The organism is Knoellia sinensis KCTC 19936, assembly GCF_000768705.1.
GTDB lineage: Bacteria > Actinomycetota > Actinomycetes > Actinomycetales > Dermatophilaceae > Knoellia > Knoellia sinensis.
The window spans coordinates 294,607-308,308 of sequence record NZ_AVPJ01000004.1 but is presented as its reverse complement, the minus strand read 5'-3'; the positions used below and the strand labels follow the sequence as shown (position 1 = coordinate 308,308).

The window sequence follows — 13,702 nt, the reverse complement described above, 5'->3', positions numbered from 1 at the left end:
GATGGGGGTGACGCATGCGGGCCCACCGCTCAGGCCGCGGGCAGTCCCAAGAGGTGAGCGCGTTCCAGGCCGACCTGGACGAAACCCTCGCGCAGAAGCACGGGCAGCGACTGCGATCGACGTGCCTTGACCACGGCCGTGTGGCATCGAGCCGTCGCGGCGAGGTCGAGACGGGCCGCGAGCATCGCGGCATACACGCCCCGGCGGCGGGCGTGCGGCAGGACGGCGGCTCCCACGAGGGGCGCGATACCCCACTCGAAACCGACGCGCGCCCTGCCCACTGGTTCATCCCCGAGCCATCCCAGAACCCAAGCCCCTGTTCCGCGGTCAAGATCGTCAAGCACCTCGGCCAGAAGGCTGCTCCGATCGACGGCATCGGGCTCCCCGAACACCGTCACACCAATGCCGACTGCGGCCTCGAGAGCCTCGCCGTCCTGGACGAGGGTGACCCTGACTCCCGGCGCGATCTCGGGCAGGCTGCCGCCCACTGCACGCGCCGCACACACCTGGTCCTCGACGGTCGTGGCTCCTGCCGCGAGGACCACGTCCTCGAGCCCCTCCGGTGTCGAGTCGTCGCGGAACCACCATTCCGCGCTCCGCGCACCGGCATCACGCAGGTAGGCCGTGAGCTCGTCGAAAAGCTCGTCGGCGTCTCGTTCGGACCGCGTCCAGTGCACGACGAAAGGGCGATCCGGTTCGGGTGGGTAGTGGCTGATCAGCGCGTCCTCGTGACCGAGGGTGACGTAGCCGCGGCTGGGCGCGACTCCGTGGCGACCGAACGACTGCAGCGCCAGGCTCGGGAACCCCGGTTCGGCAATGTGTCCGATGCTCACGCCTCGAAGCGACTGGGGTCCCCGGCCCCGACGCGCAGCACCTCCGGGACGTCGCCAGACAGGTCGACGACGGTCGTGGGCTCGCGCCCGGCCTCCCCCGCGTCGATGACGACATCGACGGCGTGGTCGAGCTCCTCCTTGACCTGCCAGCCATCGGTCATCGGTTCGGTCTCGCCGGGGAGGATGAGGGTCGAGGTCAGGATCGGCTCCCCCAATTCGGCGAGGAGAGCGCGCACCACGGGGTAGTCGGGGATGCGGACGCCCACGGTCTTCTTCTTGGGATGGAGGAGTTTGCGCGGGACCTCCCCCGTGGCCGGGAGAATGAACGTGTAGGGGCCGGGGGTCGAGGCCTTCACGGCCCTGAAGACGGCGTTGTCCACGTGGACGAAGTGCCCGAGCTGGGCGAAGTCAGCGCACACCAGGGTGTAGTGGTGCTTGTCGTCGAGGCGGCGAATGTCGCGGATGCGATCCTTGGCTTCCTGGTTGCCCAGCGCAGCGCCGAGGGCGTAGCCCGAGTCGGTCGGATAGGCGATGAGGCCACCCTCACGCAACGCGGAAACCGCCTGGCCGATAAGGCGCGGCTGCGGATCGACAGGGTGAACGTCGAGGTATCGCGCCACTGCTCAGACCTCGCGCATGGTGACCGGCGTGCCGAGCTGGACCGTGCGCGACACGCTGCACAGCCTGTCGTGAGACTGAGCGATGGCCCGCGGCAGCATCTCGCGCGCCTTGTCACCCTCGGGCCCCTCCGGGAAGCGGACGCGGAAGGTCACTTCGAGGTTGTCCATGTGGTTGCCCTTGTCAGCGCTCTTGACCTTGTCACCCTCGCTCGTGACCGTGAACTCGGTGGGTTCGGCCCGCTTCGCCGTGATGAAGTCGACGTCGACGGCGCTGCAGCCCGCGATCGCCGCCAGGAGCAGCTCGACCGGCGTGAAGTCGTCCGATTCCCCCGTGCCGATGTGGATGGTTCCGCCGCGGACGTTCGTCACGTCGAGCTCGCCATGGGACGTGCGGGTCAGCGTGACCGATCGGTGCCCTGGTCCGGTCCCACCGGTTTCCTGCTGGGCCCGATCGTGCGTGGTGTCGGTCATCGGGTGCTCCGTTTCGTGTTGCGTGGGTGAGATGTCATGACCAGGTGGCCGCAAGACCGATGCTGCTCAGGCTCGGCTGGCGACGGAGCGGCGATCCTCCAGTGTCGGGGCATGGGCCAGGCACCCTCATGACGCCCACTTCGCGTCGAGGGCGCGGACGACCTTGATGTCGCGCGTCGTGAGTGCGGTGCCGGCCAGCTTTTCGAGTTTGGCCCCGGCCAGCCGTGCATTGGGGAAGGAGGTGTCGTACTCGAGAAGGAGGTCTCTGCCCACGATGCAGCAACGCTCCGGAGTGTCCTTGTATGCCGTGAGGGCAGCCGCCGCTGCCGGGCTCACCTCGCCCTTGGCGAAGGCGACGTACCGGCGTGGCTGGCTGCCGACCATGGTGGGTGCCATCTCGATCCGTGCTGCGAGGTCGTGCAGTTCCGCGGGCGAGCGCACCATGGTCGGGACGTCGAACCCGCGCCACTCCCCCAGCAGAGCCTCGATGGCCGATTCCACCTTCGCAGCGGAGCGCATGCGCGACGTCAGGGCGATGTTGCCCGTCTGAATGTGGGTTTCGACATCCGTGAAACCAGCACCCGCCAACTGGTCGCGCAGTTCCGCCATGGGCACCTTGCGGACGGCTCCGAGGTTGATGGCGCGCAGGAAGGCGAGGTAGCGCGGCATACAGGGATCCTGCCAGAGTGACGTTCATGACTGGCGCACCCGCTGTCCCCGAAGGCCGCATCGTCCTTGTCCGTCACGGCAAGACCGAGTGGAGCGAATCAGGTCAGCACACCGGAACGACGGACATCCCACTGACGCCGCAGGGCGAGGCCGACGCAGCCACGCTCCCCACCCGCCTCGCAGAATTCGACTTCGGTCTCGTTCTCACGTCGCCGATGCGGCGGGCGCGCCGAACTGCTGAAATCGCCGGATTCGGTTCTGCCGAGGTCGATCCCAACCTCGTCGAGTGGGACTACGGTGGCTACGAGGGGCGGACGACGAAGGAGATCCGTGCCGAACTGGGCTACGACTGGGCCGCGTTCGAGCACGGTGTCGTCCCGGGCGCGACTCCGGGCGAGACGGTCGAGGAGGTCGCCGCGCGAGCCTCACGCATCCTGCTCCGGGCCTGGCCGGTGCTGGCCACGCGGGATGTGTTGCTCTTCGGGCATGGGCACGCCCTGCGCATCCTCGCCACCGTGTTCCTGCGGGAGCAATCACGGTTCGCAGCCAAGGTGCTTCTCGACGCCGGTTCCGTGAGCGTGTTGGAGTACGAACGCGAACAACCTGCCATCAAGCTCTGGAACAGCCTCGGCTGAGGCCCGCCTCAGTGCCGGCTCAGGGCAGCGGCCAGGTGTGCACCGGCTCGTTGCTGCCCATGTGTTCGGCATACATCTCGAGCATCTGGTGCAGCGCCAGCCGACGGTCGGCTCCCTTGGCCTCGAATCGTCGCACCGCCTCGGTCTGCCAGGTGGCGCCGTTGACGCCGGCTTGGCAGCGCGCCTCGATGATCCCCAGGAATCGGTCGCGGACCGCCTGGGAAACCCCCCAGGACTCCAGTCCCTGGTGGGCCAGGGGCAGCAGATGCCGGAGGACGAGCTCGTCAACGCCAAGTTCTCCGAAGCCCGGCCAATAGAGCCGTGCCTCGATCCCGTCGCGGGCGCCGCGGTGAAAGTTCTCCTCGCAGGCCGCGAAGCTCATCTTGGTCCATACGGGTCGATCGGTTTCGGCGAGCCGACGGACCGCGCCGTAGTAGAACGCAGCGTTGGCCAGGGTGTCGGCGATCGTCGGCCCAGCCGGGAGGACGCGGTTCTCGACCCGGAGGTGGGGACGTCCCTTGACGATGTCGTAGATCGGGCGGTTCCAGCGATAGACCGTGCCGTTGTGCAGACGCAACTCGGCAAGGTCCGGGGCTTGGCCCGCGTCCAGCCTCGCCATTGGGTCCTCGTCCGTGGTCTCGGCAAGCAGTGCCGGGAAGTAGAGCGAATTCTCCTCGAACAGGTCGAAGATGCTCGTGATCCAGCGCTCTCCAAAGAAGACACGAGGCCGGACGCCTTGATTCTTGAGTTCGATCGGTCGAGTGTCGGTCGCCTGCTTGAACAGCTCGATCCGGGTCTCGGCGTGGAGGCGCTGGCCGAAGAAGAACGGAGAGTTGGCGGCGACGGCGACCTGGATGGGTGAGAGGGCCTGGGCTGCATTCCAGTAGTCGGCGAAGTCGCCAGGCGTGACCTGGAGGTGCAACTGGACGCTCGTACAGGCGGACTCCGGCGCGATCGAGTCGCAGTACGTCGCGACCCGTTCCCCGTGGGGGCCACTGATATCGAGGTAGATGTCCTCGCCGCGCGCGACGAAGATGGAGTCGTTGAGGGCGGTGTAGCGGTTGTTGTCGCTGATCCACTCTCCCTCGTAGTGCTCCGGCATGATCGTCGGCAGGATGCCGATGGCCACCAGGCGGGAGCCCACCTCGCGAGCCTTGGCATCGGCGTCGTTGAGGGACTGCCGCAGGTCCACCTCGAGCTCGAGTGCCGAGTCTCCCGGGAGCGGCCTGGGCGGGACATTGAGCTCGATGTTGTATTGCGCGAGCTCGGTCTGGTAGCCGGGGTCGGCGATCGCGTGCAGCACCTCCGCGTTGGCGAAATGCGGGTCATAGTCGCCGTTGACGAGGTTGAGCTCGATCTCGAGGCCGGTCAACGGCCGTTCGAACTCGAACGAATCCTTGTTGAGCATCCGTTCGAAGACGTCGAGGTTCTGTCGCACCTTCTCTCGATACCGCTGGCGCTCCTCGCGCGTGTAGCTCTGTGCGCTGACCTCGGTACCCACGCCCATCACCTCCGGCTCTCGTCGGTTCAGTCGGCTCGGTTCGTCCTACGTGCTCGTGGCCAACTCAATCACCCCTGCGTGCAGCACGCGATGGGAACGTGCGACATTTCGCGTTTCGGTCACCGCCCCTGTCGGTGGCCGCGCCTAGCCTCGGTGACGTGCGCATGATCCACACGTCCGACTGGCATCTGGGCCGGGCCTTCCACCAGGTGGGTCTCCAGAGTGCGCAATCGGCCTACCTCGACCATCTCGTCGAGGTCGTGCGGTCCGAGTCGATCGATGCCGTGCTCGTGGCCGGCGATGTCTACGACCGGGCCCTCCCCGCGCCAGACACCGTGGCCATGCTGTCCGACGCAGTCGAACGGCTCATCGACGCGGGAGCAGCCGTGGTGCTGTCCAGCGGCAACCACGACTCCGCCATCCGATTGGGGTTCGCTGCCCGGCTGCTCGAGAAGTCTGGGCTCCACATTCGGACCAACCTGGACGACATCGGCCGCCCGGTCTGGGTGTCGGGTGTCGCGATCCACCCCCTTCCGTACCTCGAGCCGTCGCTGTCGGCCGGGTCGCTCGGCTCGTCCGAGCGCACCCATGCGGGGGTGCTGCGGGCAGCCATGGGTCGAGTTCGTGACGCCCTCGGCGCCGGCTCAGCCGCCAAGTCCGTGGTCATGGCGCACGCCTTCGTCACCGGTGGTGCCACCAGCGACTCCGAGCGTGACATCGCCGTGGGAGGCGTGGCAGCCGTTCCTCCCGACGTCTTCGACGGCGTCGACTACGTGGCGCTGGGGCATCTCCACGGTCGTCAGCAAGTGGCAGAGGGCGTGCGCTACTCCGGGTCTCCTGTAGCCATGTCCTTCAGTGAGGCGTCCCACGTCAAGGGCTCCTGGATCGTCGATCTCTCTGACGCCTCCCCGAACGTGGACTTCGTGGCAGCCCCCGTCGAGAGGCCGCTCGCACTGTTGCGAGGGACCCTCGACGAGCTGCTCACGGACCGCCGGCACTCAGACGCCGAGTCAGCGTGGTGCCAAGTGACGCTGACCGACCCGATCAGGCCGCTGGGCGCCATGGAGCGCTTGCGTGCCCGCTTCCCCTACACACTCGATCTCCGCTTCGCGCCGAGTGGCTCGGTCACGACGATGAGTGCGTATGCCGCGTCGCTCACGGAGCGATCCGACCTTGACGTGTGCTGCGACTTCCTCACGCATGTGCGCGGTGGCCACGGTCCCGACGCCGGCGAGCGTGGTCTCCTCGGTGAGGCAGTCGAGGGTGCACGCCTGCGGCGCAACGCCACAGCGGGCGAGGGCGAGGCCTCGTCTCGTCACACCTCCGGGGCAGCATGAGGATTCACCGCTTGGTCGCCACTGCGTTCGGTCCCTTCCCCGACGAAGTGGTGGTCGACTTCGATGCACTCACGGCTCAGGGGCTCTTCCTCATCCACGGGCCCACCGGGGCGGGCAAGACCAGCCTGCTCGACGCGATCTGCTTCGCCCTCTTTGCCGACGTCCCGGGCCTTCGGGACCGGCGTGGCATCGTCAGTGACCACGCGGCGCCCACAGCGACGCCCTCTATCGAGCTCGAGTTCACTTCTGGCACAAGGCGATTCAGACTGCATCGCTCCCCCCAGCACGCGCGGCCCAAGAAGCGCGGCGTGGGGACGGTCGATGCCCCTGCCACAGTGACCCTGTCGGAGCTCCGGGGCGTTGAGTGGGCAGTGGTGTCGACCCGCAACGATGAGACTGCGGAGGTTCTCCACGACGTCATCGGCATGGGCAAGGAGCAGTTCGCCAAGGTTGCCATGCTGCCCCAAGGCGAGTTTGCAGCCTTCCTCACCGCCAAGGACGAGGATCGGCGAGCCCTGCTCGAGAAGCTCTTCGACATCAGCAGATTCGCCGACATCGAGGCCTGGCTCGTCGAGCAACGGCGCGAGAGCGAGGCCGCGGTCGGTGCCCTGCGCGCCGGAATCGACACCGACCTGGCCCGGCTCGGGGACGTGCTTGCCGCCAGTGGGGTGAGTTCCGGTTCGCCTCCGGTGGATACCGCCGGAGGCCCACACGCCGGGACGAGCACCAACGCTCCAGCGCCGGACCGTCCTGCTGCGGATGAGCTCGCGGTCGACCCAGCGTCACCGGAGGGTATCCGGGCTCACCTTGAGTCCGTCGGTGCCGATCTTGACCAGCACCTCTCCCAGATGATGGTTGCCCTCGATGCCGCCATTGCGGTGGAAGGCGCCACTGCCGAGCGCGCCGAGCAGGCACGAGCCGTCACAGCTCTGCGTCAGCGTGCCACTACGGCTCGGCGCACCCTCGCCGATCTCGATGCGTCCGCCGAGGAGCTGATCGCGGATCGCGCCCGCCTGGACGCGGGGCAACGCGCGGTCTCCTTGCGCGGGCACCTTGCCACCATTCAGCGCGAGGAGGTCACTCTCCAGGGCGCGCGCCAGGCACTCGACGTCGCCATGGACTCGGTGAGTCGCCTCGTCGACATCTTCTCCGCCGCGACTGACGGGGCCATCGGCTCCCCAAGTCACCCGGAGGAAGCGGGCACGCTCTTCGGCCGGCCCCAAGACGCACTCGCGGCGATGCACGGTCACGATGACGCGCTGCGCGAGGCGGGTCGGCTGTCAGAGTCCCGGCTCCATCGGGAGCGCAGGACCGAGGAACTCATCGCCCTGATCGAGAAGGCCACGAGGGTCCTCGGGCGCGCGGACGCCGACCGAGCCTCCGCGGCCCTCGCGGTGACGTCGGCGGAGGCCATGGTCGGTGATTCGGCGGACGCCGTGGCCTCGCGGGAAGGAGCAACTGTTCTGGCCGCGGCTGCTCGGGATAGGCATGAGCTGGCCCGGCGCACCGTGGACGACGCCATCAAGCTCGATGCTCTGAGGCGGGCTGCCGCCGAGACACGAACGGCCGCGCAGGATGCTCGTGATCACGAACAGGATCTGCTCGCACGGCGTCTGTCCCAGATGGCAGCCGAGCTCGCCGAGGGCCTCCTCGATGACGAGCCATGTCCAGTGTGTGGCTCGGACGATCACCCCGAGCCCACGACATCCCGTGATCGTGTGTCGGGTGCGGAACTCGACGAAGCCCGGCGCGTGCACGCTGCCCTCGTGCAGGCTCATCAGGACGCTGATGCGCGCGCCACCGCTGCGCAGGCCCGACTCGAGCACGCACTGCAGGTGCTTGACGTGGCCTCCGTCCAGGAGATCGCCCTCACGTCCCTGGCCGAAGCCGCCGAGACGGCCCAGCGCGATCTCGCGCTGATCTCCGACCGCGCAGCCCGCCTTCAGGCGAGCCAGCAGTCACTCGATTCCGCGCGTGCACGGCTCGCGCGGGTGGATGAGTCGGTCGTTGCCGCGGAACGCGACCTCGCACAAGCGAGAACCATCTCTGGCCAGGAGCGGTCAGCCGACTGCCATGAGGCAACCGCGCTGGCCGACCTCCTGAAGTCCCATGAGTCGTGCCCGTGCGCCCCTGGCAGTCCTCCATCCACCGGCCGCACCCTGACGCTGAGCGCCGACGACGTGGCGATGGTTCGAGAGATCACCGCGACTCACAGTCAGGTGATCCGCCTGGTGGAGGCATGGCGGAACGCTTCGCACGACCATGAGGTCGCCGAGACGCGGCTCCACGATGTGCGCGCGGATGCCCAGTCGGCCGCACACGAGGCAGGTTTCGACTCCATCGACGGTGTCACGCACGCCCTGATGATGCCGAACGAGCTCGACAGGCTGCGCGACCGCATTCAGGGACACGACCGGGCTCGTGCTGCCGCCCAATCCGTCCTCGATGACCCCGAAGTGCTCGCTGCCGAGGCGGCGGAGGAGCCAGATGTGCACGAAGCGACGGCGGACGCGGCTCGAGCACGTGCGGCGGTACTCACTGCTCAGGCGGCCCAGACTGAGGCTGCTACGGCGCGCAAGTCCTTCGTGACCGTCCGGACGAGCCTCCTCAAAGGGCTCGACGCAGCCGGACCTGCGCTGGTGCGCCACCACCGCATCAAGGATCTCGCTGACGCGTTCACCGGAGGTGGGGTCAACAACACCCTGCGGATGCGCCTCACGTCCTATGTGCTGGCATCTCGCCTCGACAAGGTGGCCCGGCTGGCCAATGAACGGCTGCGGATCATGGGCGATGGGCGCTACACGCTGGAACACTCGGACCGGTTGGCGGCCCGCGGAGCCCGTAGCGGCCTGGGTCTTCGGGTCCTGGACCAGTGGACCGGCGTGAGCCGGGAGACCTCGACCTTGTCCGGAGGCGAGGCGTTCATGGCGTCGTTGGCCCTCGCCCTCGGACTGGCCGACGCCGTCCGGGAAGAGTCCGGCGGGTTCGACCTCGGCACACTCTTCGTCGACGAAGGGTTCGGCACCCTGGACGACGAGAGCCTCGAGCAGGTCATTTCCGTGCTCGACTCGCTCCGCGAAGGCGGGCGTGCGGTCGGCGTCGTCTCCCACGTCGGCGAGCTCCGGAGCCGGATCACCAGCCAGTTGCTCGTGCGCAAGACCGCCAGCGGCAGCACCGTCTCGATCTCGGGACCGGGAGTCGAGAGCGCCGCGTGAGCCGAGAGGCTCACGCGGCGACCCCACGGCATACGGCCGCGCTCGAATCAGTCCTCGAACGCCTCTGGAGGCGGGCACGAACACACGAGGTGGCGATCCCCGTAGGCACCATCGATGCGGCGCACGGGTGGCCAGTACTTCGCGAGCGGATCGACACCCTTGGGGAAGGCAGCCTCTTGGCGGCTGTAGGCGACGTCCCACTCCCCTGCCAACGAGACGGCCGTGTGAGGCGCCCCACGGAGGACACTCGTCGCAGCGTTGCCCGACGCCCCTGCTTCCGTGATCTCGCCGCGGATCGCAATCATGGCGTCGCAGAAGCGGTCCAGTTCGACCTTGTCCTCACTTTCGGTCGGCTCCACCATGAGGGTGCCAGCGACGGGGAAGGACATGGTCGGGGCGTGGAACCCGTAGTCGATGAGGCGCTTGGCGATGTCGTCGACCGTGACGCCGGTGTCCTTCGTGAGGGGACGCACATCGAGGATGCACTCGTGGGCGACGAGTCCTCCCTCACCCGAGTAGAGCACCGGGTAGTGATCGCGCAGCCGAGCGGCGACGTAGTTGGCGTTGAGGACCGCGACCTCCGTGGCGCGTCGCAGGCCAGCGGCTCCCATGAGTCGGACGTAGGCCCAGGAGATCGGGAGGATGCCTGCGGAACCGTAGGGCGCTGCCGAGATCGGGCCGACGCCCGTCTCCGGGCCGGCCTCCACATCGAGGGGGTGATTCGGGAGGAACGGTGCGAGGTGCTCGCGACACGCCACCGGACCCACGCCGGGGCCACCCCCACCGTGCGGGATGCAGAACGTCTTGTGCAGGTTCAGGTGGGAGACATCAGCACCGAAGCGCCCCGGCTGAGCGAGCCCGACCATGGCGTTGAGGTTGGCACCGTCGACGTAGACCTGCCCACCGGCATCGTGAACCATCGCGCAGAGGTCACTGATGGTGTCCTCGAAGACACCATGGGTCGACGGGTACGTGACCATGATCGCGGCCAGATCGTCACGGTGTTCCTCGACCTTTGCCTTGAGGTCGTCCATGTCCACGTTGCCGGTGATGACGTCGGTCTTGACGACGACGACCTTCATGCCGGCCATCACCGCACTGGCGGCGTTGGTGCCGTGCGCGCTTGCCGGAATGAGGCAGACGTTGCGCTCGGCATCGCCGCGCGAGCGGTGGTACGCCGCGATCGCGAGGAGCCCGGCGAACTCACCCTGCGACCCGGCGTTCGGCTGGAGGGACACTGCGTCATAGCCAGTGATGTCGCACAGCCACTGTTCGAGTTGGTCCACGAGAGTGCGGATCCCGACGGTCTGGTCCAGTGGTGCGAACGGGTGCAGGTGCGCGAACTCCGGCCACGTGATCGCGAGCATCTCGGTCGTCGCGTTGAGCTTCATGGTGCATGACCCCAGCGGGATCATGCCCCGGTCCAGAGCAAAGTCTCGGTCCGAGAGGCGGCGGAGGTAGCGAAGCATCGCGGTCTCGCTGTGGTGGCTCGAAAACACCGGGTGCGTGAGGTACTCGGAGGTCCGGCGCAGTGCCTCGCCCCACGCCGGCTCGGCAACCTGCACCTTCGACGGCGCGTCTGCGCCAAAGGCACGCGCGACCTTCTCCAGGTCGGCAAGAGTGGTCGTCTCGTCGACAGAGACGAGCACTGTGTCGTCGCCGGCAGGCCAGACGTTGACGCCTTCAGCCAGGGCCGCCTCAGTGACCTCAGCCGCGCGCCCAGGCACCTTCACGGAGAGCGTGTCGAAGCGGTCGTGTTCCTCGACGTCCACACCACCTGCGCGCAGCGCGTTCGCGAGGCTCGTCGCATGCGCGTGAATGTTCAGGGCGATCGCGCGCAGCCCGCGTGGGCCGTGGTACACGGCATACATGCTCGCCATGACTGCCAAGAGGACCTGAGCGGTACAGATGTTGGACGTCGCCTTCTCGCGACGGATGTGCTGCTCCCGCGTCTGGAGGGCAAGCCGGTAGGCCGGCGCACCGGTCGCGTCGACGGAGACCCCGACCAGACGTCCCGGAAGCGTGCGCTCAAGGCCTTGCCGGACTGACATGTACCCGGCATGCGGCCCGCCGAAGGCCATGGGCACCCCAAAACGCTGGGTGGTGCCGATGGCGATGTCTGCGCCCCACTCCCCCGGTGCCGTCGCCAGAGTCAGGGCCATCAGGTCGGCAGCCGCGGTGACGAGCGCGCCGGACCCGTGTGCCGCGTCCGCGAGGGCGCGGTGGTCGCGAAGACGACCATGCAGGTCGGGGTACTGCACGAGGACGCCAAAGACGGCGCGCCCCCCAGCTGCCACCTCGAGTTCCTCACCCGACGTGACGTCGGACAGGTCCGTCACCACGATCTCGATGCCCAGGGGCAGCGCGCGGGTCCGCATCACCGCCAAGGTCTGGGGGAAGACCGCCTCATCGACGAGAAGCACCGCGTCTGCGGCCGCCTTGCTCGAGCGGCGCATGAGGGTCATTGCCTCGGCTGCGGCGGTGGCCTCGTCGAGCAGGGATGCACCCGCGGTGGTCAGCCCCGTGAGGTCGCTGACCACCGTCTGGAAGTTCAGGAGAGCCTCGAGGCGACCTTGGGAGATCTCCGGCTGGTAGGGGGTGTAGGCGGTGTACCAAGCAGGGTTCTCGAGGACGTTGCGCTGGATCACCGCGGGGGTGATCGTCCCGTAGTAGCCCAGACCAATCATCGATGTGAGCACCTGATTGCGCGCCGCCAGGGTGCGCAGTTCCGCAACGACGGCGGACTCGGAATCCGCAGCCGTGATGGACATGGTCGACGTGGCACGAATTGCAGCGGGGATCGCTGTGTGCGTCAGGTCGTCGATGCTCGATCGACCGATGGTCGCGAGCATCTCGACGATGTCGTCATCGCTCGGACCAATGTGGCGACCGGCAAAGGCGGGCAGCTGGGGCGAGTTCAACGTGGTGTCAGTCATGTGGTGAGGCTCCTGGCGCACGGGTGGGCACGGGCCTCCCCTTCTGTCGCGGCCGGGGCCGTCTCAGAGGTGCCTGATCCGTGCAGTCCTTTGCGCCTGAGAGGTTCCGGGGAGTTTGCCCCTTCGGCGCCCCGGCTCCGGTGAAGGACCAGGGACTCTCCCGCACGGTGTTTGCGGCACGGACAGGGTAACAAACGGCGCGCACCCGTCTTGGGTGCGCGCCGTCATGTGGTCGAAGCGGTCAGGCGAGTCGAGCTGCCCGACGCGCACTGAGCTCGTCGCCGGGGTGCGCCGCCGGCGTCTCATCGGAGAGTCGCTCGCTGGGCAGGTGCGAGAGGTCGCCCTCGACCTCACGCCACACCTTGCCCACGGCGATCCCGAACACCCCCTGTCCGCCCTGGAGCAGATCAATGACCTCCTCGTCGGAGGTGCATTCGTAGACGGATGCGCCATCGCTCATGAGCGTGATCTGCGCGAGGTCATCAACTCCACGGTCGCGCAGGACCTGGACTGCCCCGCGGATCTGCTGGAGGGACACCCCCGTGTCGAGCAGCCGCTTCACGATCTTGAGCGCGAGGATGTCGCGGAATCCGTACAACCGCTGCGAGCCCGAGCCCGCAGCACCACGCACGGAGGGCTCAACGAGCGACGTACGCGCCCAGTAGTCGAGTTGCCGGTAGGTGATCCCAGCCGCCTTGCACGCGGTCGGGCCCCTGTAGCCGGTCTCCTCGTCGAACTCCGGCAAGTCGTCCGTGAACAGCAGGCCCTGCGCCGCGACTGGCACGTGCCCCTTCGGGTTCTCTTCGATGGCGTTCACGCCAACCTCCTGCTGCCCGGCGGCGCGGTGTCGCGCGCTGATGTAACTACATGGACGTCGTTCTCTGAAAGTGACGGTAGGGCGCTGAGAACCCGGGGTCAACTACCACTCGACCGTAACCTCATGCGTGTCGTGAGTAACATGCATAACACTCACCGTCAACTTGACGGTTGGTCTCCGGTGTTGAAGTCGTCAGCGGACACGTGGTCGAGAAACTCCTTGAACTTCTCGACCTCGTCGTCCTCCTGCTCGCCGGCCATTGCGACGCCGGCCTCTTCGAGCAGTTCCTCGGTGGCCGTGATCTCGACTCCGACGCGGAGTGCAAGTGCAATGGCGTCCGAGGACCGGGAGTCGATGCTCTGTCCGCCCCCGTCCGCTCCCCCGTCGATGTCCAGGACCGCGTGGAAGACACCGTCCTGCAAGGACGTGATCCGGACCCGATCCAACGTGTGCCCAAGCTCGTCCAGGACGTTCTTGAGCAAGTCGTGGGTCAGCGGGCGTGGCGGCACGACGCCCTGCTGGGCGTAGGCGATGGCCGCGGCCTCCGCGGCACCCACCCAGATTGGCAGGTAGCGGCTGCCGTCCCGCTCCCTGAGCAGCACGATCGGTTGGTTGGTCGGCATCTCGACGCGGACCCCGAGGACGTCCAGTGGCTTCACCGTTCCACC

Annotated in this window: 11 protein-coding genes and 1 riboswitch; of the genes, 3 read left to right on the top strand and 8 right to left on the bottom strand. The window is 67.7% G+C overall.

The features are described 5' to 3' along the window. Positions 1–29 precede the first annotated feature (29 nt). The 4 genes from N802_RS20605 to N802_RS19375 form a co-directional block, all read right to left on the bottom strand. Complete coding sequence (locus tag N802_RS20605; RefSeq protein WP_035914324.1) at positions 30–833, bottom strand: GNAT family N-acetyltransferase; 804 nt, start codon at positions 831–833, stop codon at positions 30–32. Continuing rightward, entirely contained in the window at positions 830–1,453 is a 624-nt protein-coding gene (locus N802_RS07835) for an L-threonylcarbamoyladenylate synthase (protein ID WP_035914322.1), read from the bottom strand. The genes N802_RS20605 and N802_RS07835 overlap by 4 nt, the downstream gene beginning before the upstream one ends. Before the next feature lie 3 nt (positions 1,454–1,456). Next, positions 1,457–1,924: an OsmC family protein gene (locus N802_RS07830; protein ID WP_052109583.1), complete on the bottom strand. Its 468-nt coding sequence runs from the start codon at positions 1,922–1,924 to the stop codon at positions 1,457–1,459. Positions 1,925–2,050: 126 nt separating this feature from the next. Beyond that, positions 2,051–2,593, bottom strand: a complete 543-nt coding sequence (locus N802_RS19375; RefSeq protein ID WP_052109581.1) for a DUF1697 domain-containing protein — start codon at positions 2,591–2,593, stop codon at positions 2,051–2,053. Between the two features lie 26 nt (positions 2,594–2,619). Here N802_RS19375 and N802_RS07820 point away from each other — a divergent pair, with 26 nt between their 5' ends. Then, positions 2,620–3,228 (top strand): histidine phosphatase family protein, encoded by a 609-nt coding sequence (locus tag N802_RS07820; RefSeq protein ID WP_035914516.1) that lies wholly within the window; start codon positions 2,620–2,622, stop codon positions 3,226–3,228. Positions 3,229–3,247: 19 nt separating this feature from the next. Here the strand turns inward: N802_RS07820 and N802_RS07815 are convergent, their stop codons facing one another. Continuing rightward, the gene (locus tag N802_RS07815) at positions 3,248–4,735 is read right to left on the bottom strand and encodes a glutamate-cysteine ligase family protein (RefSeq protein WP_156971319.1); all 1,488 of its coding nucleotides are present in this window, start codon (positions 4,733–4,735) and stop codon (positions 3,248–3,250) included. Between the two features lie 158 nt (positions 4,736–4,893). Between N802_RS07815 and N802_RS07810 the strand changes: the two genes are divergently transcribed. Continuing rightward, the gene (locus N802_RS07810) at positions 4,894–6,066 is read left to right on the top strand and encodes an exonuclease SbcCD subunit D (RefSeq protein ID WP_084071983.1); all 1,173 of its coding nucleotides are present in this window, start codon (positions 4,894–4,896) and stop codon (positions 6,064–6,066) included. Between the two features lie 11 nt (positions 6,067–6,077). After that, positions 6,078–9,281, top strand: a complete 3,204-nt coding sequence (locus tag N802_RS07805) for an AAA family ATPase (protein ID WP_035914321.1) — start codon at positions 6,078–6,080, stop codon at positions 9,279–9,281. A gap of 47 nt (positions 9,282–9,328) precedes the next feature. Here the strand turns inward: N802_RS07805 and gcvP are convergent, their stop codons facing one another. From gcvP to N802_RS07790, 3 genes are all read right to left on the bottom strand, one after another. Then, on the bottom strand, positions 9,329–12,217 hold the full coding sequence (gcvP, locus tag N802_RS07800; RefSeq protein ID WP_035914319.1) for an aminomethyl-transferring glycine dehydrogenase: 2,889 nt from the start codon (positions 12,215–12,217) through the stop codon (positions 9,329–9,331). Between the two features lie 73 nt (positions 12,218–12,290). Next, a riboswitch (glycine riboswitch) is annotated at positions 12,291–12,390 on the bottom strand. A 68-nt stretch (positions 12,391–12,458) separates the two neighbouring features. After that, positions 12,459–13,034, bottom strand: a complete 576-nt coding sequence (locus tag N802_RS07795) for a MerR family transcriptional regulator (protein ID WP_035914315.1) — start codon at positions 13,032–13,034, stop codon at positions 12,459–12,461. A gap of 158 nt (positions 13,035–13,192) precedes the next feature. After that, positions 13,193–13,693: a bifunctional nuclease family protein gene (locus N802_RS07790; RefSeq protein ID WP_035914313.1), complete on the bottom strand. Its 501-nt coding sequence runs from the start codon at positions 13,691–13,693 to the stop codon at positions 13,193–13,195. Positions 13,694–13,702 lie beyond the last annotated feature (9 nt).